Origin of the sequence: Microbacterium sp. SORGH_AS_1204, from assembly GCF_030818935.1 — a bacterium.
GTDB lineage: Bacteria > Actinomycetota > Actinomycetes > Actinomycetales > Microbacteriaceae > Microbacterium.
The window spans coordinates 2,075,918-2,097,984 of sequence record NZ_JAUTBD010000001.1; the positions used below are offsets into that span (position 1 = coordinate 2,075,918).

At 70.7% G+C, this 22,067-nt stretch carries 15 protein-coding genes and 1 riboswitch; of the genes, 8 read left to right on the plus strand and 7 right to left on the minus strand.

Annotated features, from left to right (window positions below; all coding sequences use genetic code 11):
- Window positions 1–44: 44 nt before the first annotated feature.
- Entirely contained in the window at window positions 45–1,838 is a 1,794-nt protein-coding gene (locus QE410_RS09510; RefSeq protein WP_307330991.1) for an ABC transporter family substrate-binding protein, read from the minus strand.
- 390 nt (window positions 1,839–2,228) lie between these two features.
- Between QE410_RS09510 and QE410_RS09515 the strand changes: the two genes are divergently transcribed.
- Window positions 2,229–2,975: a CPBP family intramembrane glutamic endopeptidase gene (locus tag QE410_RS09515; protein WP_373459334.1), complete on the plus strand. Its 747-nt coding sequence runs from the start codon at window positions 2,229–2,231 to the stop codon at window positions 2,973–2,975.
- A 10-nt stretch (window positions 2,976–2,985) separates the two neighbouring features.
- Here the strand turns inward: QE410_RS09515 and QE410_RS09520 are convergent, their stop codons facing one another.
- From QE410_RS09520 to QE410_RS09540, 5 genes are all read right to left on the minus strand, one after another.
- Window positions 2,986–4,671: an ABC transporter substrate-binding protein gene (locus QE410_RS09520; protein ID WP_307330994.1), complete on the minus strand. Its 1,686-nt coding sequence runs from the start codon at window positions 4,669–4,671 to the stop codon at window positions 2,986–2,988.
- Between the two features lie 164 nt (window positions 4,672–4,835).
- The gene (gcvP, locus tag QE410_RS09525; RefSeq protein ID WP_307330997.1) at window positions 4,836–7,715 is read right to left on the minus strand and encodes an aminomethyl-transferring glycine dehydrogenase; all 2,880 of its coding nucleotides are present in this window, start codon (window positions 7,713–7,715) and stop codon (window positions 4,836–4,838) included.
- Window positions 7,712–8,086 (minus strand): glycine cleavage system protein GcvH, encoded by a 375-nt coding sequence (gene gcvH / locus QE410_RS09530; RefSeq protein WP_307330999.1) that lies wholly within the window; start codon window positions 8,084–8,086, stop codon window positions 7,712–7,714. Before gcvH ends, gcvP begins: the two co-directional genes overlap by 4 nt.
- Window positions 8,083–9,432 carry a glycine cleavage system aminomethyltransferase GcvT gene (locus tag QE410_RS09535; RefSeq protein ID WP_307331002.1) on the minus strand — a complete coding sequence of 450 codons (1,350 nt, stop codon included), beginning with the start codon at window positions 9,430–9,432 and terminating at the stop codon, window positions 8,083–8,085. The genes gcvH and QE410_RS09535 overlap by 4 nt, the downstream gene beginning before the upstream one ends.
- 151 nt (window positions 9,433–9,583) lie before the next feature.
- A riboswitch (glycine riboswitch) is annotated at window positions 9,584–9,678 on the minus strand.
- Window positions 9,679–9,920: 242 nt separating this feature from the next.
- A complete protein-coding gene (locus QE410_RS09540; RefSeq protein ID WP_307331006.1) occupies window positions 9,921–11,096 on the minus strand; it encodes a MarP family serine protease in 1,176 nt (391 codons plus the stop codon).
- A 335-nt stretch (window positions 11,097–11,431) separates the two neighbouring features.
- Here QE410_RS09540 and QE410_RS09545 point away from each other — a divergent pair, with 335 nt between their 5' ends.
- The 6 genes from QE410_RS09545 to QE410_RS09570 are packed head-to-tail and all read left to right on the plus strand — an operon-like array spanning window position 11,432 to window position 17,891.
- The gene (locus QE410_RS09545) at window positions 11,432–12,157 is read left to right on the plus strand and encodes an NUDIX domain-containing protein (protein ID WP_373459335.1); all 726 of its coding nucleotides are present in this window, start codon (window positions 11,432–11,434) and stop codon (window positions 12,155–12,157) included.
- An 11-nt stretch (window positions 12,158–12,168) separates the two neighbouring features.
- The gene (nadA, locus tag QE410_RS09550) at window positions 12,169–13,500 is read left to right on the plus strand and encodes a quinolinate synthase NadA (protein ID WP_307331011.1); all 1,332 of its coding nucleotides are present in this window, start codon (window positions 12,169–12,171) and stop codon (window positions 13,498–13,500) included.
- Window positions 13,497–15,020, plus strand: a complete 1,524-nt coding sequence (gene nadB / locus QE410_RS09555) for an L-aspartate oxidase (protein ID WP_307331013.1) — start codon at window positions 13,497–13,499, stop codon at window positions 15,018–15,020. Before nadA ends, nadB begins: the two co-directional genes overlap by 4 nt.
- On the plus strand, window positions 15,014–15,871 hold the full coding sequence (nadC, locus tag QE410_RS09560; protein WP_307331015.1) for a carboxylating nicotinate-nucleotide diphosphorylase: 858 nt from the start codon (window positions 15,014–15,016) through the stop codon (window positions 15,869–15,871). Before nadB ends, nadC begins: the two co-directional genes overlap by 7 nt.
- Window positions 15,872–15,927: 56 nt before the next feature.
- Window positions 15,928–16,998: a cysteine desulfurase family protein gene (locus QE410_RS09565; protein WP_373459369.1), complete on the plus strand. Its 1,071-nt coding sequence runs from the start codon at window positions 15,928–15,930 to the stop codon at window positions 16,996–16,998.
- The gene (locus tag QE410_RS09570) at window positions 16,995–17,891 is read left to right on the plus strand and encodes a glycosyltransferase family 2 protein (protein ID WP_307331019.1); all 897 of its coding nucleotides are present in this window, start codon (window positions 16,995–16,997) and stop codon (window positions 17,889–17,891) included. Before QE410_RS09565 ends, QE410_RS09570 begins: the two co-directional genes overlap by 4 nt.
- A gap of 523 nt (window positions 17,892–18,414) precedes the next feature.
- Here the strand turns inward: QE410_RS09570 and QE410_RS09575 are convergent.
- Complete coding sequence (locus tag QE410_RS09575) at window positions 18,415–20,358, minus strand: ABC transporter ATP-binding protein (RefSeq protein WP_307331021.1); 1,944 nt, start codon at window positions 20,356–20,358, stop codon at window positions 18,415–18,417.
- A gap of 209 nt (window positions 20,359–20,567) precedes the next feature.
- Here QE410_RS09575 and QE410_RS09580 point away from each other — a divergent pair, with 209 nt between their 5' ends.
- Window positions 20,568–22,055, plus strand: a complete 1,488-nt coding sequence (locus tag QE410_RS09580) for an MDR family MFS transporter (protein ID WP_307331023.1) — start codon at window positions 20,568–20,570, stop codon at window positions 22,053–22,055.
- Window positions 22,056–22,067: the final 12 nt, after the last annotated feature.

Genomic DNA, 22,067 nt, shown 5'->3' on the forward strand with positions numbered 1-22,067 from the left:
CGGAGCCGAGCGACTCCGGCGCCTCATGGAAACTCAGCAGGTCATCAACCTGCCAGCGTCCACTCCTGCGCGTTCCACACGATGCCCGTCTGACCGCCGAAGTAGTCGACGCCCGTCACGGAACCGTTGTCAGCGAACAGACCCGGCGACTGGAAGAGCGGCAGACCGTAGAAGTCCTTCGCCGTCGCCGTGTCGATCTGCACCTTGATGTCGGCGAGCTTGTCCGCGTCGACCGTCACCTGGCTCTCGTCGACGAGGGCGTCGACGGCGCTGTTGCTGTAGTTGTTGTAGTTTCCGCCACCGCCGGTCTTGAAGATCTGCGGAAGAGCGGCGTTACCGGCACCCGGTGAGACCCAGCCGAAGATCGACGCGTCGTAGCTGCCACTGCCGAGCAGCGAGCTCCAGTCGGGCGAACCGGCGTCCTCGATCACGAAACCGGCCTGCTGAGCCGACTGCTGGATGGCGCGGAAGCTGTCGACACGGTTCGGGTTATTGGTGTTGTACAGGATGCGCACCGTGGGGGTCGCACCATTGAGAAGCGCCTTGGCACCCTCGATGTCGGGCTCGGTGAACGCATCGTAGCCACTGGCCGCGACGGCGGTGGAGTACTGGTCGCCATCGGTGGGGAGGAAGATCTGCGAGTTCAGGACCTCGGCGTCGGGGTTGACCGGCGTGATGATCGACTCGAGGATCTGCTGACGCGGGATGGTCTTGAGGAAGGCCTCACGCACGTTCGCGTCGGCGAAGACCCCGCCGAAGCTGAGGTCGACGTGGTCGTACGCGAGCTGGTTGCCCGAGTGAACCGTGGCGTTCGCGTTCTCGAGAGCGGTCAGCGTGTCGGCGGAGGCCTGCGGCTGGATGGCCTGCACCTCGCCGTTCTGGAGCGCCGTCACCTGCGCGTTGGAGTCGCCGATGAAGCGGATGATCAGCTGGTCGTACGCGGGCGACATCTCACCCTTGTAGTTCGGGTTCTTGCCGAGCGTGATGCTCTGCTCCGGGGTGAAGTCGGTCACGATGAAGGGACCGCTGGCCACGAGCAGGCTCTCGTCGGTCGGCATGGCCGTGACGTCGTAGCCCGTGTTCCAGAAGTCGGCCGCGGCCTTGAGCGTGGCGTTGGGCACGACGGGGGCGGCGGTGTCGCCCTTGGGCAGCGACTTGAGCAGCTCGATGAAGTCGGCCTCAGAGACGCCGGCCTTCTCGGCGAGCACGTGAGCGGGCTTGCCGATCGGGTTGACGAGCTCGTAGTCGACGTAGGGGGTCGCATAGGTCAGCGTCATCGACATGTTGTCGTCGCCGATCTCGGGGAACGCGGTCGTGTCGAGACCCGCGGTGCTGCCGGCGAGGCTGAAGTACTGCGTACCGCCGTTGGTGACGTCGCCGGTGGAAGGGTCGAGGATGGCGTCGTTGTAGTAGCCCGAGTTGATGGCCCAGTTCACGAGCATGTCATCGGCGTTGATGGGCTCCCCGTCCGACCAGGTCAGTCCCTCGTTGATGGTGTACTTCACCGTCAGCGGGTCCTCGGACACGGTCTCATAGGTGCCGAAGTCGGTGTTGGCCAGGACCGAGAAGTCCTTATCGAGGCGCTGGAAGCCACCAAGGCCGAGTCCGCCGCTCACACCGGTCAGGTAGCCGACCATGCCGTTGGTGTCGAGGTTGGCCTCGGGGGTGTCGCCGTTGAACGAGGTGAACGCGTTGGTCGTGGCGATCGTGATGGTGCCACCCGTGTTCGACTCGCCTTCGGGCGTGGCCGTGGTGGTGCATCCGGCAAGTGCGAGGGCCGCGACTGCGACCCCTGCTCCCACCGAGAGGGCGCGCATGCGCCGGGTCTTTTCAGACACTTTGCCTCCAGTGCAAGGTTGACGAGCACCCCGCCGAACCGTGCGGCCGGGGGGAGCCGTGGATACCGAAACGATAGATACGCGTCACCGGATGGTCAAAACATTTGGATGTTTCGTTACAGACCTTTAACCTCGCACGCGCTGATTCGAGCATTTTGACAATCCGCCATCACGTCGCCCATGGATTTCCTATGGCCCGCCGAGCGGTCGACTGTCTATCACGGAACGATTACGCAGTGGCGGTGTTGAATGGCTCACATGTCACGGCAGCCCTCAGCCGACCCGTCATCATCCTCGTTATCGTCCTCATCGACGATCCACTGTTTCCCCACGCCTATCGGCCGCTCCGACGGCTATGCACGTCGGCGGCTGGCGTGGGAGGTCGTCATCGTGCTCCTCGTGAGCGTCGGCCAGTCCGCGATCTACTCCGTCGTGTCGTTCGTCCGCGCGACGACGCGCGCCCCCATCTCGCAGCAGCAGACGCAGTTGAACCCCTCCCGCAGCGCGGAACCCCTCTGGGATGCGATCTACCAGTTCCTCGACATCTTCTTCTCGCTCATGCTGGTGGCGCTGGCGATCTACCTGCTGTGGGAGCCGGCCACCAACGCGCTCCGGCGGATCGGCCTCGACTTCCGTCGCTTCGGGTCCGATGTGCTGCGCGGGATCGCGCTCGTCCTGCTCATCGGCGTTCCGGGCATCGGGGTGTACGCCGTCGGTCGGGCCATCGGCCAGAGCATCACGGTCGTTCCCGCACCGCTCGATTCGTCGTGGTGGGTGATCGCGCTGCTCGTGCTCGCCGCGCTGCGGGCGGGACTGACCGAGGAGGTCATCTTCCTCGGGTTCCTCTTCGACCGCCTCCGTCGTCTCGGATGGTCGTGGACGGGCGTCATCGTCTCGACGGCGCTGCTGCGCGGCAGCTACCACCTGTACCAGGGGTGGCCGTCGGCGCTCGGCAACGTCGTCATGGGCCTGGTGTTCGGCTGGTGCTACAAGCGGTGGGGTCGTGTGATGCCGCTCGTCGTCGCGCACACGATCATCGACATCGTCGCCTTCGTCGGGTACCCGCTCGCTGCGGCGTGGTGGCCGGGGATCTTCGCCCCGCCCACGCCGTCGCCGTCGCCCACCGGCACGCCGTAGCGACCGAGCGTCAGGACTGCGGTGCCGTCCAGGTCCAGAACGCCGGCGGCACGCCGTCGGGCTCCGACGTGTAGTCCACTCCCCCGACGCCGTCCGCGGTGACCACGGCACCCGTGCGCTCGAGCAACGGCAGGCCCGCGAACGCGGCGAAGAGCGACCGGTCGATCTCCTTCGCCTCGGCGAGCACGTCCACCGGGTCGGTGTGCACCGTGAGATCGGAGAACAGCTCGTCGGTGTTCGCACCGTCGATGCCCTCCGCGAGACGGTCGCGCGCCGACCGGTAGAGGCTTTCGTCTTCACCGACCCACGCCAGAGTGGCATCCGGGGTGTCCTCCGCGGTGGCGGCTCGCACGGCGATCCCCGCCCGTGCGCCCATCGACACGAGGCGAGGGAAGACCTGCGACGACACCTCGTCGGTGGAGTCGTAGGCCACGCGCAGCACGGCGGCACGGTCACCGAGCGCGTTGCGCGCGGCATCCACGTCGCTTCCCGTGCCCGGCGCACCGTTGCCCGCGATCAGATCGGCATACAGCTGACCCGTCGCCGTCGACGACAGGAACGATTGCAGCGGCTGCGCGTCGGAGCGCATCGGGCCGAGCACGTCGCTCACGATCGAGGAACGGTCGGTTGCCAGCGTCATGGCCTGGCGGAGATCGGATGCCGTGCCGTCGGCGTACCGCAGGTGGAGCGTCTGCGTCGTGGGGCCGACCTGCACCTGGTACCCGGCCTCGGTGAGCGTCGCATGCTCCGCGACGTCGAGATCGCCCACGTTGGCCACGTCGACGACGCCCGCCTCGATCGCCGACAACTGGGCGGCGCGGTCGGGGAAGAATCGGACGGTCAGGCCTTCGAGCGCGGGGAAGTGCGCACCCTGGTAGTCGTCGCGCCGCGTCAGCGTCAGGGAGTCGGCGGTCGACTCGGTCACCGTCCACGGTCCGGCCGAGACCACGCTCGCGGGGTCGACGGGGGTGCCGGGCACCACGTCGAAGCCGGTGTTCCACGCCTGCGCCGCCGCGGCGAGTACGGGGTTCGGCTCGACCGGCGCGGAGGGGTCTCCCTTGGGAACGGTGAGGATTGCGGTGAGCAGGTCTTTCACGTTCACGCCCGCCCGCTCGGCGACGACGTGCACCGGCCGATCCAGCAGCCACTGGCGGTTCCAGTCGGCGAACGGCTCGTCGTAGGTGAGGGTGAGGGTGTCGTCGGCCCGGTCGAGACTCGGACGCGAGGTGCGCGCGTTCGGGTCGGCCGGCATCGCGGTGTCGAAGTATCGCGTTCCCGAGACGATCTGGCCGGCCGCGTCGTAGGTGGCGTCGTCGAAGAAATGCGACGACACCGCCCAGCCGAACAGGAGGTCGTCGAGGGTGACGGGGGTGCCGTCCGACCAGACGCGATCGGGGAACAGTTCGTAACTGACCTTGAGCGGGTCGCCCTGCACGCGGGTGATGCGGCCCAGGCCGTTGTTCGGGACCACCTGCAGGTCGCCGTCGAGCGACCCCAGCTTCTCGTCGAGCAGCGAGGCCACGGCGCGGTTCGCGGCGGTGTCGCCCGCGGCGCTGGAGGCGTTGAAGCTCGTGAGCGAGCCGACCACCCCGACGGTCAGTGTGGTGGGCGGTGCCTCCTGCTCGGTCTCGGGCGCCGGCTCCGGTGCCGAGCACCCGGCGAGCACGATCCCCGCCGCGGCGAGGAGGGCGATCACGCGCCCCGCGCCTCGGCGTCGTCGAATGGGGCGAGGGTCCTCGTTCAAGCCGTGGTGCACGAGGGGAACCTTACTAAACGCCCCCTGGGGGAATCCGGGGTGGGCCCGCGCCGAAGCGCCGCGGCGACCGCTCTCGAGGAACGGTCGCCACGGGCGACTGCGCCTCAGGCGAACGCCTCGGGAGGCGGGCATGAGCAGACCAGGTTGCGGTCGCCGTATGCCTGGTCGATGCGTCGAACCGGGGGCCAGTACTTGCCGCGGATGAGCGAACGCACGGGGTACACCGCGGTCTCGCGCGAGTACGGGTGCTCCCACTCCCCCACGACGACCGTCTCGGCCGTGTGGGGCGCGTTGACGAGGGGGTTGTCGTCGGCGGGCCACTCGCCCGCGGCCACGGCGATGGCTTCGTGCTTGATCGCGATCATGGCATCCACGAAGCGGTCGAGCTCGGCGAGATCTTCACTCTCGGTCGGCTCGACCATGAGGGTGCCGGCCACCGGGAACGACATCGTGGGCGCGTGGAAGCCGTAGTCGATGAGGCGCTTGGCCACGTCGTCGACGGTGACGCCCGTCTGCTCCTTGAGGGGACGCAGGTCGAGGATGCACTCGTGCGCGACGAGTCCGCCCTCCCCCGCGTAGAGCACCGGGTAGTGCTCGCGCAGGCGCGTGGCGATGTAGTTGGCCGAGAGCACCGCGGCGGCGGTTGCCTGACGGAGCCCCTCGGCGCCCATCATGCGCACGTACGCCCACGAGATGGGCAGGATGCCGGCGGAGCCGTGCGGAGCGGCCGACACGGGGCCGCCGTCGAACACGCCGCCGGCGTGATCTGCCCGCTGCGAGAACGGGTGCGAGGGCAGGAACGGCGCGAGGTGCGCCTTCGCCGCGACCGGGCCCACACCGGGTCCGCCGCCGCCGTGCGGGATGGCGAACGTCTTGTGCAGGTTGAGGTGCGACACGTCGCCGCCGAGGTCGCCGAACCGCGCGAAACCGAGCAGCGCGTTGAGGTTGGCGCCGTCGACGTAGACCTGCCCGCCGGCGTCGTGCACGGCCTGGGTGATCTCGAGCACGTCGTGCTCGTACACGCCGTGGGTGGAGGGGTACGTGATCATCAGCGCCGACAGGGCGTCGGCGTGCTGTGCGATCTTGGCGCGCAGGTCGCCGAGGTCGACGTTGCCGGCCTCGTCGCACGCGACGACGACGACCTTCATCCCCGCGAGGATCGCGGACGCGGCGTTCGTGCCGTGCGCCGACGACGGGATGAGGCACACGGTGCGCTCGGTGTCGCCGTTGGCGCGGTGGTAGCCGCGGATGGCCAGCAGCCCGGCGAGCTCACCCTGCGAGCCGGCGTTCGGCTGCAGCGACACCGCGTCGTACCCGGTGACCTCGGCGAGCCAGCGCTCGAGCTGGTCGATCATCTCGAGGTACCCGTGCACGTCGGCCTCGGGGGCGAACGGGTGCACGCGCGAGAACTCGGGCCACGACACCGCGGCCATCTCGGTCGCCGCGTTCAGCTTCATCGTGCACGAGCCGAGCGGAATCATGCCGCGGTCGAGCGCGTAGTCGCGGTCGGCGAGCGACTTGAGGTAGCGCATCATCGCCGTCTCGCTGCGGTGCGCGTGGAAGACGGGGTGCGTCAAGAACTCGTCGTCGCGGTGAAGGGTCTCGTCGACGCCGCGCAGGGCGACACCCTCGGGCAGTTCTTCGGTCGAGACCCCGAACGCGTCGAGGACGGCGGCGATATCGGCATCCGTCGTCGTCTCATCGACCGAAACGCCGACCGTGGCGTCGTCGACCCACAGCAGCTGGTAGCCGCGATCGCGAGCGCGGTCGACGACGTCCTGCGCGCGGCCGGGAACGTAGACGCGCACGGTGTCGAAGAAGGCGTCGCCGGCGAGGTGCAGGTCGAACGAAGCGAGGGCGGATGCCAGGGCGTCGGCCTTCTGCGCGACCCGCGCCGCGATGCCTTTGAGCCCCTGCGGGCCGTGGTAGACCGCGTACATCGCCGCCATGACGGCGAGCAACACCTGGGCGGTGCAGATGTTCGACGTCGCCTTCTCGCGGCGGATGTGCTGCTCGCGCGTCTGCAGCGACAGGCGGTAGGCGGGGTGGCCCACGGCATCCTGGGACACGCCGACCAGGCGACCCGGAAGCTGGCGCTCGAGCCCCGCGCGCACCGCCATGTAGCCCGCGTGCGGACCGCCGAAGCCGAGCGGCACGCCGAAGCGCTGACTCGTTCCCACCACGACGTCGGCGCCGAGAGCACCGGGCGAGCGCAGCAGGGTGAGGGCGAGCAGGTCGGCCGCGGCGACGACGAGGCCGCCCTGCGCGTGCACGGCTTCGGCGACGAGCGAGAAGTCCCACACGCGACCGGTGGCGCCGGGGTACTGCACGAAGGCGCCGAACGCCTCGGGCAGGTCGCCGTCGTAGGTCGTCTCGACGATGCGGATGCCGACGGCCGCGGCGCGGTGGTGCAGCAGCGCCTTCGTCTGCGGCAGTGCGTCGACGTCGACGAGGAAGACGTCGGTCTTCGCCTTCGACGCGCGGCGGGCGACGAGCATGCCCTCCACGACCGCGGTGGACTCATCCAGCATCGAGGCGTTCGCCGTGGCGAGGCCCGTCAGGTCGGTGACCATCGTCTGGAAGTTGATGAGCGCCTCGAGGCGTCCCTGCGAGATCTCGGGCTGGTACGGCGTGTAGGCGGTGTACCAGGAGGGGTTCTCGAGCACGTTCCGCGCGATCACCGACGGCGTGAAGGTGTCGTAGTAGCCGAGACCGATCAGGGGGCGCGCGGAGCGGTTGGCCGTGGCGAGCTCGCGCAGCTCGGCCAAAGCCTCGGCCTCGGTGGCCGCGGGAGGGATCGAGCTCGTCGCACGGGGCTGCACGTGGATGGATGCCGGGACGGCGGTCTCGACGAGCGCCTCGACGCTGTCGTACCCGACGACCTCGAGCATGCGCGCCTGTGCGTCGGGGCCGATGCCGATGTGGCGATCCGTGAAAGCGGCCGGGGTCCCGGCATCCGTGCGGGAGGGAAGGACGGAGGTCATGCGGTGAGCTCCTCGTAGGCGGCACGATCGAGCAGATCGCCGGGCAGGTCGCCCTCGAGGCGGATCTTGATGAGCCACCCGCCGGCGAAGGGCTCGGCGTTGACGAGCGATGGGTCGTCGACGACGGCGTCGTTGACCTCGACGACGGTGCCGGACAGCGGCGCGTAGAGCTCGCCGACCGACTTGGTCGACTCGATCTCGCCGCACACGTCGCCCGCGCTGACCGCGGAGTCGGCGCCGGGGAGCTCGACGAACACGACGTCACCGAGCTTCTCGGCGGCGAAGTCGGTGATGCCGACCGTGGCGATGTCGCCGTCGAGGGCGATCCACTCGTGCTCGGAGGTGTAGCTGAGGGCGGTGAGGTCGGTCATGCGTTTCTCCGGTAGAAGGGAAGGGCGGTGACGGTCGCGGGAATGCGGGTTCCGCGCACGTCGATGGTCAGTTCGGTGCCGATTTCGGATGCCGCGGGCGCGACGAACGCCATCGCGACGGGGTGGCCGAGGGTGGGGCTGAGCGCGCCGCTCGTGATCTCGCCGACGACGTCGTCGCCGTGCAGCACGGTGTATCCGGCGCGGCCCGCGCGGCGGCCCTCCGACACGAGACCCACCAGCACGGGGGCATCGGCGGGTCCGGACGAGAGGCCGTCCTTTCCGATGAACGCGGGCTTGTCGACGGCGACGACGCGTCCGAGGCCGGCTTGGGCGGGGACGATGTCGCGCGAGAGCTCGTGGCCGTACAGGGGCATCCCGGCCTCGAGGCGCAGGGTGTCACGCGCAGCGAGCCCGCACGGAACGAGCCCCGCGTGCTGTCCGCTCGAGAGGACGGCATCCCACAGGGCGCCGGCCTGACCGGTGGGGATCATGAGCTCGTACCCGTCTTCGCCGGTGTATCCGGTGCGGGCGATGAACAGCGATGCCTCCTGAAAGGTGCCCTCGGTCCATGCGTAGTAGCCCAGCTCGTCGAGCGCGGTGCCGGTGATCTCCACACCCGGGGTGGAGCTCAGGATGGCGCGAGCCTCGGGGCCCTGCAGGGCGATGAGGGCGTAAGAGTCGGTGACGTCTTCGACGCGGAGGCCGGTGGAGCCGGCGACGACGGCGAAGGAGCGGGGCGCGGCCCCTTCGACAGGCTCAGGGACCTCGGTTGCGGCGTCAGCAGAGGTGGCGTCAGCAGCGGCCGTGGCGGACGCGGAGGCGCCGGACGCGGAGGCGGCGGTCGCGGAGGCGGCGGCCGCGGAGGCGGCGGTCGCGGACGCGGCGGTCGCGGACGCGGCGGTCGCTGAGCCTGTCGAAGCGTCCGACGCCGAGGCCCACGTGCGCTGCGCCGCGTCGAGCGCCGCCGCCACGGCATCCCTGTTCCCGGCGTTCGAGATGACCAGGAAGCTCTGCGGCCCCGTGCGGTAGACGATCACGTCGTCGACGATGCCGCCGCTCGCTGCCAGCACGAGCGAGTACTTCGCCTTGCCGACCTTCATCGTCGACAGGCGGCCTGCGAGCACGTGATCAAGGAATGCCGCGGCCCGCGGGCCGGTGACGACGAACTCGGCCATGTGCGAGATGTCGAAGAGCCCGGCCGCCCGGCGCACGGCGTGGTGCTCGGCGAGGTCGGAGGTGTAGCGCACGGGCATGTTCCACCCGCCGAAGTCGGTGAACGAGGCACCGAGGGCTTCGTGCCGGTCGTGCAGCGGCGACGTGCGCGGTGGAGCGGGGGTTTCGGTCATGAGTTCTGCCGTTCGCGGTGACGGACAGACGCCGGTCGGCGCCTGAAGAACTCCCCCTCTGTCATGGGCCTGAGAGTTTCGCCGCGTTCTCACGCGGCTTTCACCGTCGGCGGATCCGGCGCGGTGCACCCGGATCACTTTCCAGAGTGGCCCGATCGACGCGGTACGCGTACCTGAGAGATTGGCGGGGAGGCTTGCTCCTTCGGTGCCCGGCTGCGTGCGCCGGAGCTCTCCCGCATCGATCATGGGGCCGGTGTGGACTTGTGCGGTCAGCCTACCGGAGCGGTGGGTGGGGCACAGCCCCTGACCCAGCGCGGTCCACCGTCGGCGACGCCCTATCCGCGGCCGGGCCGAGACTCCTCCGGAACAAGGGAGCGTGGGAAGAACGACACGAGGCTCATGCTCACTCACGCCGGAGAGCGCCCGCGACATCGATCGAGGAGCGGTCAGCCCCGGGGCGAGCCTCGTCGACTCTCACCCGGGTGAGGTCAGCCGCGCGTGCAGCTTCCGGACGCCACCGGCGCCGACAGCGCATCGATCTGCGTCAAGACCGGCTCCAGCTCGACCGGCGTCATGGCGTACCCGACGTTGTCGTCGGTGTCGGAGCGCGCGAACACGAGACCGGCGACCTCGCCGCTCGTCGTGAGCAGCGGCCCACCCGAATTCCCCGGGCGCACGATCGCGGCGAGCGCGTAGATGTCGCGCGCCGACGACGACGAGTCGTAGATGTCGGGAACGGGCACGGTCCCCTCCGACAGCACCTGAGCACTCCCCGAGCTGAAGGGGCCACCGCCGGGATAACCCTGCACCACCGCGGAGGATCCGACGCCGAGGGTCGATGCGACCGGGAGGGGTGCGGCATCCAGCCCGTCCACCGCCACGACGGCGATGTCGTCGATCGGGTCGAAGTAGACGACGCGTCCCTCACGGGCGGGGCGTCCGGGCAGTTCGACGACGGGGGTGTCGACACCGGCGACGACGTGCGCATTGGTGACCACACGATCGGATGCCACCACGAAGCCCGACCCGCTCGAGGTGACGCCGCACGCGTAGGCGGTGCCCGAGATGCGCGCGACCGACTGCGCCGCCTGCGTCAGCGCGGGGTCGTCGAGTGCGATCTCGGGCGTGCTCGGCACGGGGCCGATCTGGATGAGCTGCCCGAGGCGCGGAATTCCCTCGGCGAACACGGTCCCTCGGAGCTCGGCGAGCGCGCCCCGCACGGGGGCCGGCGTGAGGTCGTCGATCGTGCGCACCACGGTCGAGGATCCCAGCGCCGCCGAGACGACGGGAACGCCCGCGGGGGTCAGCGAGCCGGCGACGAACGAGATGGCGAGCGCGGCCGCCGCGGTGTTGACGAGCCCGCCGAGCAATCGCTCGGGCACGCGGAGCTTGATGCGGTCGGCGCCCCGGCGGAAGAATCCGCCGACAGCGGTGCCGAGCCCCGACCCGATCAGCAGCAGCAGGATGCCGGTGACGACCATGGCGGGACCGCGCCACGACGGCGACGTGACCCACTGTCCGACGAACGGGGTCGCCCAGTACGCGGCGACGGCGCCGAGAGCGAGACCGGCGAAGAAGCCGATCGTGGCGAGGAACCCGCGCGAGAGACCCGTGATGAGCGCGATCACCAACAGGGCGATCAGAACGATGTCGATGATCGGCATCCGACCTCCTGAATCCGATCCCCACGCTAGGCCGCACGTCTGGGAGAACCCTTTCGACGCGCTGACGGCGGCGGCCCCCGTGCGTTCGACGATTCGGGGCGGATTCCGCACGTTGGGCGATGCGTGCCCAGGCCGTGCGCTCGCGCCTCGGCCCGGTTCGGGGCGGATTCCGCACCTCGGGGCGGATTCCGCACGTCGGGGCGGGCCATTTCCGCCCCAACCGGCGGAATCCGCCCCAAGCCGCTCCGCGGCGCGCCCTCGAACCCGGCGATCCGCACCGGATTCGCCCTTCAGGTCGAAATGACACTAAGATCGGAGCCGGAGATATGGTCACCATGACACGAACCCCCCAGCCCGAGCCCCGTGACGCCGACGTGCGCGTCGCGGTGTCCACCGTGATCTTCAGCGTCCGCCGTGACGCGCACGACGAACCGGTGCTCTCGCTCCCGCTCGTCCGCCGCACGCGCGACCCGTTCGACGGCCGGTGGGCACTGCCCGGCGGCTGGCTCGACTCGACCGAGGAGCTCGACGTCGCGGCATCCCGAACCCTCGCCGAGACCACCGGACTCACCCCGAGCTATCTCGAGCAGCTCTACGCCTTCGGCGCCGTCGACCGCTCCCCCACGCGCGTGGTCTCCATTGTCTACTGGGCGCTGCTGCGCTCCGACGAGGTCGACGCGCAGGTCGCGGCCCACGCGCGCAGCGGCGACGCCCCCGAGAACGTCGAATGGTTCGACGCGACCGACCTGCCGACGCTCGCCTTCGACCACAACGACATCGTCGAGTACACGCTGTGGCGCCTGCGCAACAAGGTCGGCTACAGCCGCATCGCGCACGGCCTGCTGCCCGACGAGTTCACCCTCGCCGACCTCCGCGAAGTGAACGAGACCATCCTCGGCAAGCGTCTCGATCCGGCGAACTTCCGCCGTCAGGTCGACACGTCCGACACGCTCATCCCGACCGACCGCTTCCGCACCGGAAGCCACCGCCCCGCACGTCTCTACCGTTACAACCGCGATGTGGAGCTCGCCGACCGCGGCCCGCTCCCCTCCCGTCACTGATCGGAACGCCCATGGCCGCCACACCCCTCACCCTGCAGCCCCGCCCCGCGATCGACCCGAGCGTCGACCACGCCATCCAGGCGATCGTCGCCGGTGCCTCCACCGACGCCACCTGCACCACCGACCTCGCCGTCGGCCCCTGGGACTTCGACACCCGCCCCGGCTACGGCCCGGGCTCGTCGATGGGCGACGTCATCCCCACCGGCGCGCCCCGCCAGGGTGAGCTGCCGCAGGATTACCGCGATGCGTCCGACGACGAGCTCGACGCGCGCGTCCGCGCGGCCAAGCAGACCCTCGGCGATCGGGTCGTGGTGCTCGGGCACTTCTACCAGCGCGAAGAGGTCGTGCGCCACGCCGACTACGTGGGCGATTCGTTCCAGCTCGCCAACGCCGCGCTCGAGCACCCGCAGGCCGAGGCCATCGTGTTCTGCGGCGTGCACTTCATGGCCGAGACCGCCGACCTGCTGTCGACGCCCGAGCAGGCCGTCATCCTGCCGAACCTCGCGGCGGGCTGCTCGATGGCCGACATGGCCGACATCGACCAGGTCGAGGAGTGCTGGGAGCAGCTCGCCGACGTGCTGGGCGACCTCGAGACCCCGGATGCCGAGGGTCTCGTGCCCGTCATCCCGGTGACGTACATGAACTCCAGCGCCGCCATCAAGGGCTTCGTCGGCCGTCACGGCGGCATCGTCTGCACCTCCTCCAACGCACGGACGGTGCTGGAGTGGGCGTTCGCGCGCGGCCGCCGCGTACTGTTCTTCCCCGACCAGCACCTCGGCCGCAACACCGCGAAGGCGATGGGCGTGCCGCTCGAGCAGATGCCGATGTGGAACCCCCGCAAGCCCCTCGGCGGCTCGACCGAGGCGCAGATCGCCGACAGCCGCGTCATCCTGTGGCACGGCTTCTGCTCGGTGCACCGCCGCTTCACCGTCGACCAGATCGACAGGGCGCGCGCCGAGCACCCGGGCGTCCGCGTCATCGTGCACCCCGAGTGCCCGATGGACGTGGTGGATGCCGCCGATGAGGCCGGCTCGACCGATGTGATCCGCAAGGCCATCGCCGCCGCGACCGAACCGACCACCTTCGCCATCGGCACCGAGATCAACCTCGTGCAGCGCCTGGCCGCGCAGTACCCGCAGCACGAGATCTTCTGCCTCGACCCGGTCGTCTGCCCCTGCTCGACGATGTACCGCATCCACCCCGGCTACCTCGCCTGGGTGCTGGAGTCGCTCGTCGCAGGTGAGGTCGTCAACCGCATCACCGTGCCGGCCGACGTGGCCGATCCCGCCCGGGTCGCCCTCGAGCGCATGCTCGCGGCCAAGCCGAACGGCGCCGTGAAATGACCACGGTCGTCGTGGTGGGCAGCGGCATCGCCGGTCTCACGGCGGCGTTGCACGCGGCGGAGAACGGATGCCGTGTCACGGTCGTGACCAAGGGCGCACTGCACGACACCAACACCCGCTGGGCGCAGGGGGGCGTCGCCGCGGTGACCGACCCCGCCGACACCGTCGCCTCGCACGCGAACGACACGATGACCGCCGGCGCGGGGCTCAACGACCCCGCCGCCGTGGACGTGCTGGTCGGCGAGGGTCCGCAGCGCATCGCCGAGATGGTCGCGCGGGGCGTCGCCTTCGACCGCGCGGCCGACGGTGAGTTCGCGCGGGGGCTGGAAGCCGCCCACGCCGTCGCCCGCGTGCTGCACGCCGGGGGTGATGCGACGGGCGCCGAGATCCAGGCGGCGCTCGGCGCCGCGGTGCGCTCGGCCGGCATCGTCGTGCGCGAGCACGCGCTGCTTCGCGACCTCGTACTGCGCGACGGAAGGGTCGCGGGCATCGATCTCGACGGCGGCGAGCGCCTCGACGCCGACGCGGTGATCCTCGCGACCGGCGGCGCCGGGCAGCTCTATGCCCACACGACCAACCCCGCGGGCGCGACCGGCGACGGGATCGCCGCCGCCCTGCGCGCGGGCGCGGCCGTCGCCGACCTCGAGTTCGTGCAGTTCCACCCCACAGCGCTCGCGGTCGGGGCGCCGTTCCTGGTGTCCGAGGCCGTTCGCGGCGAGGGTGCGACGCTCGTCGACGACGCGGGTCGACGGTTCTGCTTCGACGCGCACCCCGACGGTGAACTCGCCCCGCGCGACGTCGTGGCCCGCGCCAACGCCCGCGCCATGGCGGCTCAGAACGGGCACCCGGTGCGCCTCGACGCCACCGCGCTGGGCGCGCAGCGCCTCGCCGCGCGCTTCCCCACCATCGACGCCGCCGTGCGCGAGCGCGGTCTCGACTGGGCGCGTGAGCCCATTCCCGTCACTCCCGCCGCGCATTACCTGATGGGCGGTGTCGTCACCGACCTCGACGGACGCACCACCGTGCCGGGGCTGTACGCGGCGGGCGAGACCGCGCGCACGGGCGTCCACGGCGCGAACCGGCTGGCATCCAACTCCCTGCTCGAGGGCGCCGTGTTCGGCGCGCGGGCGGGCGATGCCGTGGCGCGCGGCGGCGACGCGGGCACCGGCCGGCGTCCCGCCGTCGCCCCGGTCGCAGAGCCCGCCCCCGAGCCCGCCGTCGAGCCCGCCGCCGACGCGCCGGTGTTCTCGCGCGCGGCGCTGCAGCAGCTCATGTGGGCCGAAGCCGGCCTCGTGCGCGACGCTTCGGGTCTCGACCGCGCCGCCGGCGTGCTCGCCGCCTGGAGCGCCGAACACGCACCGCGCTCCATCGAAGACGCGAACCTGCTCCTCGTCGCCACCCACGTCGTCGCCGCCGCCCGCGCGCGCGGAGTCTCGGTCGGGGCGCACTTCCGCTCCGACGCCCCGGATGCCGAAACCCCGGCATCCACTCCCCTGCCGCAGGAGGCCCTCGCATGCTGACCCGAGCCGCCATCGACCGCGTCGTCGCCGCTGCGCTGGAGGAGGACGCACCCTGGGGCGACCTCACCAGCGAGACGCTCATCCCCGCATCGACCACGGCGCGCGCCGCCCTCGTCGCGCGTGTCGACGGTGTCTTCAGCGGGGCAGCGGTCTTCGCCGCGGCTTTCACCCTCACCGACCCGTCGATCGTCGTCGAGCAGCGGGTGCTCGATGGCGCGCGCTTCGCGTCGGGTGACACGCTGGCCGTGGTCGCCGGTCCCGCACGCGCGGTGCTGACCGCCGAGCGCATCGGCCTGAACTTCGTGCAGCGCATGTCGGGCATCGCCACGCTCACCAGCCGCTACGTCGCCGAGGTGGCCCATACCGGGGCCCGCATCGCCGACACGCGCAAGACGACGCCCGGCCTCCGCGCGGTCGAACGGCAGGCCGTCCGCGACGGCGGCGGCCACAATCACCGCTTCTCGCTGTCGGACGCCGTGATGGCGAAAGACAACCACCTCGCGGTGCTGACCGCTCAGGGCATGTCGGTCACGCAGGCGCTCGAGAGCGCCATCGCGCGACTGCCCCACACCACGCACGTCGAGGTCGAGGTCGACCGCCTCGACCAGATCGATGCCGTGCTCGCCGCCGGGGTCGGCACGATCATGCTCGACAACTTCTCGCTCGACGACCTGCGCACCGGCGTCGCCCGCATCGCCGGCGCCGCGCAGGTGGAGGCGTCGGGTGGGGTCACGCTCGACACCGTGCGCGCGATCGCCGAGACCGGCGTGGACGTCATCTCGGTCGGTGCGCTCACGCACTCGGCGCCGTCGCTCGACCTGGGCCTCGACATCCGTATCGAGACGGCGTGACCCTCTACCTCGACAACGCCGCCACCACCCCCGTGCGCCCCGAGGTGCTCGAGGCGATGGCGTCGTACCTGACGCGGTTCTTCGGCAACCCGTCGAGCCATCACGAGGTGGGCGAGGCCGCGGCATCCGCCCTCGACGACGCACGGGCGCGCGTCGCCCGGGTGCTCGGGATGCGCGCGGGCGACGTCGTCTTCACCTCCGGTGGTACCGAATCCAACAACGCGGCGATCAAGGGGCTCGTGCTCGGCTCGGGCAAGAGACATCTGGTCACGACGGCGATCGAGCACGAGTCCGTGCTCGCCTCCGCCGATTACCTCGCGCGGCTGCACGCCGTCGACCTCACGCACGTCCCGGTCGACGCCGCCGGCGTCCTCGACCCGCAGACCCTCGCGGCCGTCCTGCGCGACGACACGGCTCTGGTCAGCATCGGGTACGCCAACAACGAGACCGGCACGATCCAGGATGCGGCCGCTCTCGCGGCCGTCGCCCATGAGCGGGGTGTGCCGCTGCACCTCGATGCGGTGCAGGCGGCCGGGTGGCTCCCCCTCGCCGGGCTGGGGGCGGATGCCATCACCGTGGCCGGCCACAAGATCGGCGCCCCGAAGGGCACCGGCATCCTGGCCGTGCGCGGGCGCCTGCCGTTCGAGCCGCTGCTGCACGGCGGCGGGCAGGAGCGCGGGCGCCGCTCGGGCACGCCCGATGTCGCGGGGGCCGTGGCCATCGCCCGCGCCCTCGAACTCGCCGACGCGGAACGGGTCGACGAGGCCGCTCGGGTCTCGGCGCTGCGCGACGCCTTCATCGCGCGGGTGCTCGCGCTCGTGCCCGGCGCCCGACTCACGGGCCACCCGACACGGCGACTCCCAGGCACAGCGAGCTTCGTCTTCCCCGGCACGAACGGCGAGACCGTCCTGCTCGAACTCGAGCGTCGCGGCATCGTCTCCTCCAGCGGGTCGGCGTGCGCCGCGGGCAGCGACGAGGCGTCGCACGTGCTCCTCGCCCTCGGCGTCGCGCCCGACGACGCGCGCACGGCGGTGCGTTTCACGCTGCCGCACGGGCTCACGGCATCCCTCGACCCGGTCGCCGACGCGGTCGCCGAGGCGGTTTCCGCCGTAGGATCGCGCGGGTGAGTCCTCGCGCGGTCACCGTCATCGTCCCCGGTTTCGATGTCGCCGGGTACGTCGAGGAGGCGCTCGATTCGCTCCGCGCGCAGACGCATCCCGACTGGGCGGCGGTGCTCGTCGATGACGCGTCGACCGACGAAACGACACGCATCTTCGCCGACGCCGCGGCCGCCGATCCACGCTTCCGCGTCGTGCGCCACGACACGCAGCGCGGTCTCGGCGCCGCCCGCAACACGGGCCTTGCACTCGCCGACACTCCCTACATCGCCTTCCTCGACGCCGACGACCGGATGCGCCCCGACGCCCTCGCGCGGCTGACCGCCACCCTCGCCCGCACGGGCAGCGACTTCGTGGTCGGGGCGTACGTGCGTCTGCGACCGGATGCCGAGGGCTCCGGCTACACCGCCGGCGAAGTGCAGCCGTGGGTCGCCGCCGCCACCGACCCGGCACGCGAACGGACCACACTGGCGGCGCACCCGGCGGCATCCGGGAACATCGTCGCGTGGTCGAAGGTGAGCCGGGCCGACTTCTGGCGCGCGCACGGCCTGCGCTTCCCCGAGGGCTGGTACTACGAGGATCAGGTGCTCGCGCAGCGCATGTACACGGTCGCGGCGACCTTCGACGTGGTGCCCGACGTGGTCGTCGAATGGCGCCAGCGCCGCGACGGCGGCTCGATCACCCAGCGCCTCGCCGAGCTCGACGTGCTGCGCGACTACCTCGACGCCCTCGGCGAGGGCATCGCCCTGCTGCGCGCGGCCGGGGCCGACGCGGCGGTGCACGAACGCGGTGCGCTCATCCGCACGCTCGACCTGCCCCCGCTGCTGCGCATCGCCGAGACGCACCCCGACCCGGCGTACCGCATCGCGCTCGAGACGTTCCTCGAGACGCTGCCCGCCTGAGGAGCCGCCTGCCCCGGGTCCCCCGGGTCCCCCGGTCCCTCGGCTGTGACTTGCGGCCTGTGCCCGCCCCGCCAGCCCCCGCGCGAACACCCGCCGCAACTCAACACAGACCCACCCCAATGAGGTGGCTCGCGGCCCGTGCACACCGCACCAACCCCCGCGCGAACACCCGCCGCAACGCAACCCACGCCAACCCCGGCGCCGATGCTGACTTGCGGCCTGCGCACACCCACCCAGCCCCCGCGCGAACACCCGCCGCAACTTAACGCACACCCAGGCCGACCCCGATGACTTGCGGCCCGTGCACACGGCATCAGCCCCCGCGCGAACACTTCCCGCAACTCAACGCACACCCACCCCGGCGCCGACGCCGATGACTCGCGGCCCGTGCACACCGCGCCCACCCCCGCGCGAGCACTTCCCGCGAGTCAACGCTCGCCCACCACACGGCGGCGATGACGCACGCAGCGCGCCAGGCGCACATCGAGCTGGGGATGCGGCGAAGATGCGGGCGGAGGGACGCTTACGCCGGCGCCTCGTCGGCGCGACGGGCGGGCAGCGCGGCGCGCGCGAGGCCCGCGGCGTCGAGTTGCTCTTCGGCCAGCACGAACGACGCGGCGAGCTGCTCGGCGGCGAGACTCGCGTAGAGGCCACCGGCGGCCAGCAGTTCGCTGTGCGTGCCCGACTCGACGATGCGTCCGGCATCCACCACATGGATGCGATCGGCCCCGATGACCGTCGACAGTCGGTGCGCGATCGACAGGGTTGTGCGCCCGTGCGACGCGGTCTCGAGCGCCTCTTGCACGATGCGCTCCGACACGGTGTCGAGGGCGCTGGTCGCCTCGTCGAGCAGCAGCACGGGTGGGTCTTTCAGCAGCACGCGCGCGATGGCGATGCGCTGCTTCTCGCCACCCGACAGGCGGTAGCCGCGCTCGCCGACGACGGTGTCGTAGCCGGCCTCGAACGACGCGATGACGTGGTGGATGTTCGCGGCGCGGCACGCCGCTTCGATCTCGTCACCGGTGGCATCCGGACGCGCGTAGCGCAGGTTCTCGCGCACGGTGGCGTGGAAGAGGTAGGTCTCCTGCGAGACGATGCCGATCTCGTCGATGATCGACGCGCGATCGAGGGAGCGCACGTCGGCGCCCGAGAACATCACCGCGCCGCCCGTCGCCTCGTACATGCGGGGCGTCAGGTAGAGAATCGTCGTCTTGCCCGCGCCCGAGGGACCGACGAAGGCCACGTGCTGCCCCGGCTCGACGGTGAAAGACACGCCGTCGAGGGTGGGCCGCGCCTGGGCGGGGGCGTCGGGATACCGGAACTCGACATCACGGAACTCGATGCGACCGAGCGGGCCGGGCGCCGCGGTGACCGGCATCGCGTCGGGCACGTCGACGATGGCCGGTTTCAGGTCGAGGTACTCGAAGATGCGGGCGAACAGCGCCGACGACGTCTGCACGTCGAGCGCCACGCGCATGAGCCCCATGAGGGGCATGAGCAGACGAGCCTGCACCGTCGTGAACGCGACGATCGTGCCGGCGGTGATGGCGCCGGCGCCACCGCCGATCAGGTACCCGGAGACGAGATAGATGATCGCCGGCACGCTCGACATGATCACCTGCACGACGGCGAAGAACCCTTGCCCGCTCATCGCCCGGCGCACCTGCAGATGCACCTGGTTGTCGTTCTCGGCGTCGAAACGCGCGGACTCGGTACGCTGACGATTGAACGACTTCGACAGCAGGATGCCGCTGACGCTCAGGGTCTCTTGCGTGATCGCCGACAGCTCCGACAGTGATTCCTGCGTCTCACCCGCGATGCGCGCACGAACCTGCCCGACGCGCCGCTGCACGAAGATGAGGAACGGCATCAGCGCGACCGCGATCAGGGTGAGCCGCCAGTCGATGAGGATCATCGCGACCAGCGATGCGATCACCGTGACGGCGTTGCCGAGGATGCTCGTGACGGTGTTGGTCAGCACCCCCGACACGCCGCCGACGTCGTTCTGCAGGCGAGATTGAATGACGCCCGTCTTCGTACGGGTGAAGAAGCCCAACTCCATGGACTGCAGGTGGTCGAACAGGCGCGTACGCAGGTCGCCGGTCACCCGGTTGCCGACCGTGGCGGTGAGCCAGGTCTGGCCCACGTTGAGCGCCGCCGAGAGGAGGAACAGCGCGATCATCACGCTGACGAGGACCGCGAGAAGCTGCAGGTCGGGACTCGATCCATCGTCCGGGAAGAGGGCGTCGTCGAAGATGCGCTGCACCAGCAGCGGCGGGATGACCGCGACCGCGGCACCCACCACGACCAGGACCGCGGTGAAAGCGATGCGCCAGCGGTACGGGCGGAACAGCTCGACCACACGTCGGCCCAGGTTCGCGACGCGCGGCGCCTGCGCGTTCTGCCGACGCTGGACGTCGACGTCCACGCCGCGGAACATGCTTCCGCCCACACCACCCGCGTTCATGCGGGCCAGCCTACGTCCGACCACCGACACCGGCTTTGAAACAGGTGCCGCGGGAAGGCGCCGGGTAGAATCGGTCGCCCGCCCTCTGCGGCATCCCTCCCCCAGGTTTTTCTCTCGACGTCGGAATATCTCGACGCCCCTCGCCGTTCTCGCCCTTCGCAGTCACCCCCGTGGCGCCACGAAGCCCCCCGTACGAATAGGACCTCGTCATGGCCGCCACCGGCACCGTCCCCACCGCCTCGACCAGTGCCGCACCGGCCACCGGCGTCACCGCCGCGCAGAGTCGCGTCATCTGGCTGCTGCTGACCGCCGCGTTCGTCGCGATCCTCAACGAGACGACGATGAACGTCGCGATCCCGTTCCTCATCCGCGACCTCGGCATCACGGCCGTCGCCGCGCAGTGGCTCACGACCGCGTTCATGCTGACCATGGCCGTCGTCATCCCGATCACCGGGTTCCTCCTGCAGCGCTTCACGACGCGGCAGGTCTTCATCACGGCGATGTCGCTGTTCTCGGCGGGAACGCTCGTCGCGTTCCTCTCCCCCGGGTTCGAGCTGCTCGTCGTCGCCCGCGTCATCCAGGCGTCGGGCACCGCGATCATGATGCCGCTGTTGATGACCACGATCATGACGATCGTGCCGCCCGCTCAGCGCGGGCGCATGATGGGCCGGGTCAGCATCGTCATGGCGCTCGCACCCGCCATCGGACCGACGATGTCGGGCCTGGTGCTGCAGTCGCTCGGGTGGCACTGGATCTTCGGCATCGTGCTCCCGATCGCCCTGGTCGCGCTCTTCGTCGGCGCCCGATGGATCCACAACCTCGGCGACACGCGCAACGCGCCGATCGACATCACCAGCGTCATCCTCTCGGCGTTCGGCTTCGGCGGGCTCGTGTTCGGCCTCAGCCAGATCGGCGGCGGACACGGCGGCGACGCCGGTGCGGCCGACGCGTCGATCGTCACGCTGGTCGTGTCGCTCGCCGTCGGCGTCATCGGGCTCGCGGCCTTCGTCTGGCGCCAGCTGCGCCTGCAGCGCACCGACTCGGCGCTGCTCGACCTGCGCGTCTTCCGCTCGCGCAACTTCACCCTGTCGGTCGCCCAGCTGGGCGTGATGTCGCTGGCGTTCTTCGGCGCGATCACCCTGCTTCCGCTCTACCTGCAGACGGTGCTCGAGAAGACGCCGCTCGAGACGGGACTCGCCGTGCTCCCCGGCTCGCTCGCCATGGGTCTCGCGGGTCCCGTGATCGGCCGCATCTACGACCGCTTCGGCACGCAGATCCTGCTCGTGCCCGGTGCCGTCATCGTCAGCGCCACCCTGTGGTTCTACACCACCGTCGGCACCGACACGTCGTTCGTGCTGCTCATCGTCGTGCAGACGGTGATGATGATCGGTCTCGCCCTGTCGTTCACGCCGCTGTTCACGGCATCCCTCGGCTCCCTCGAACCGCGGTTCTACTCCTACGGCTCGGCGATCGTCGGGACCGTGCAGCAGGTCGCGGGCGCCGCGGGCATCGCGTTGCTCGTGACGGTGATGTCGTCGGTCTCAGCCGCATCAGGCACCGGTCTCGAGGCGGATGCCGCGGGCACGCGGATGGCGTTCCTGATCGCGGCGATCATCTCGGTGCCGCTGATCGTCGGCGCGTTCCTCATCCGCAAGCCCGCCGATCACCTCGAGGGTGGGGCGCCAGTCGCGCACTGACGCGGGGAGGTG

Bases quoted from the DNA above. Each gene is read 5' to 3' on its own strand.
- QE410_RS09565 (WP_373459369.1), top strand. From the start codon at position 15,928: ATGGCGTCGTACCTGACGCGGTTCTTCGGCAACCCGTCGAGCCATCAC.
- gcvP (WP_307330997.1), bottom strand. From the start codon at position 7,715: ATGACCTCCGTCCTTCCCTCCCGCACGGATGCCGGGACCCCGGCCGCT.
- nadA (WP_307331011.1), top strand. From the start codon at position 12,169: ATGGCCGCCACACCCCTCACCCTGCAGCCCCGCCCCGCGATCGACCCG.
- QE410_RS09580 (WP_307331023.1), top strand. From the start codon at position 20,568: ATGGCCGCCACCGGCACCGTCCCCACCGCCTCGACCAGTGCCGCACCG.
- QE410_RS09545 (WP_373459335.1), top strand. From the start codon at position 11,432: ATGACACGAACCCCCCAGCCCGAGCCCCGTGACGCCGACGTGCGCGTC.
- QE410_RS09575 (WP_307331021.1), bottom strand. From the start codon at position 20,358: ATGAACGCGGGTGGTGTGGGCGGAAGCATGTTCCGCGGCGTGGACGTC.
- QE410_RS09535 (WP_307331002.1), bottom strand. From the start codon at position 9,432: ATGACCGAAACCCCCGCTCCACCGCGCACGTCGCCGCTGCACGACCGG.
- nadC (WP_307331015.1), top strand. From the start codon at position 15,014: ATGCTGACCCGAGCCGCCATCGACCGCGTCGTCGCCGCTGCGCTGGAG.
- QE410_RS09540 (WP_307331006.1), bottom strand. From the start codon at position 11,096: ATGCCGATCATCGACATCGTTCTGATCGCCCTGTTGGTGATCGCGCTC.
- nadB (WP_307331013.1), top strand. From the start codon at position 13,497: ATGACCACGGTCGTCGTGGTGGGCAGCGGCATCGCCGGTCTCACGGCG.
- gcvH (WP_307330999.1), bottom strand. From the start codon at position 8,086: ATGACCGACCTCACCGCCCTCAGCTACACCTCCGAGCACGAGTGGATC.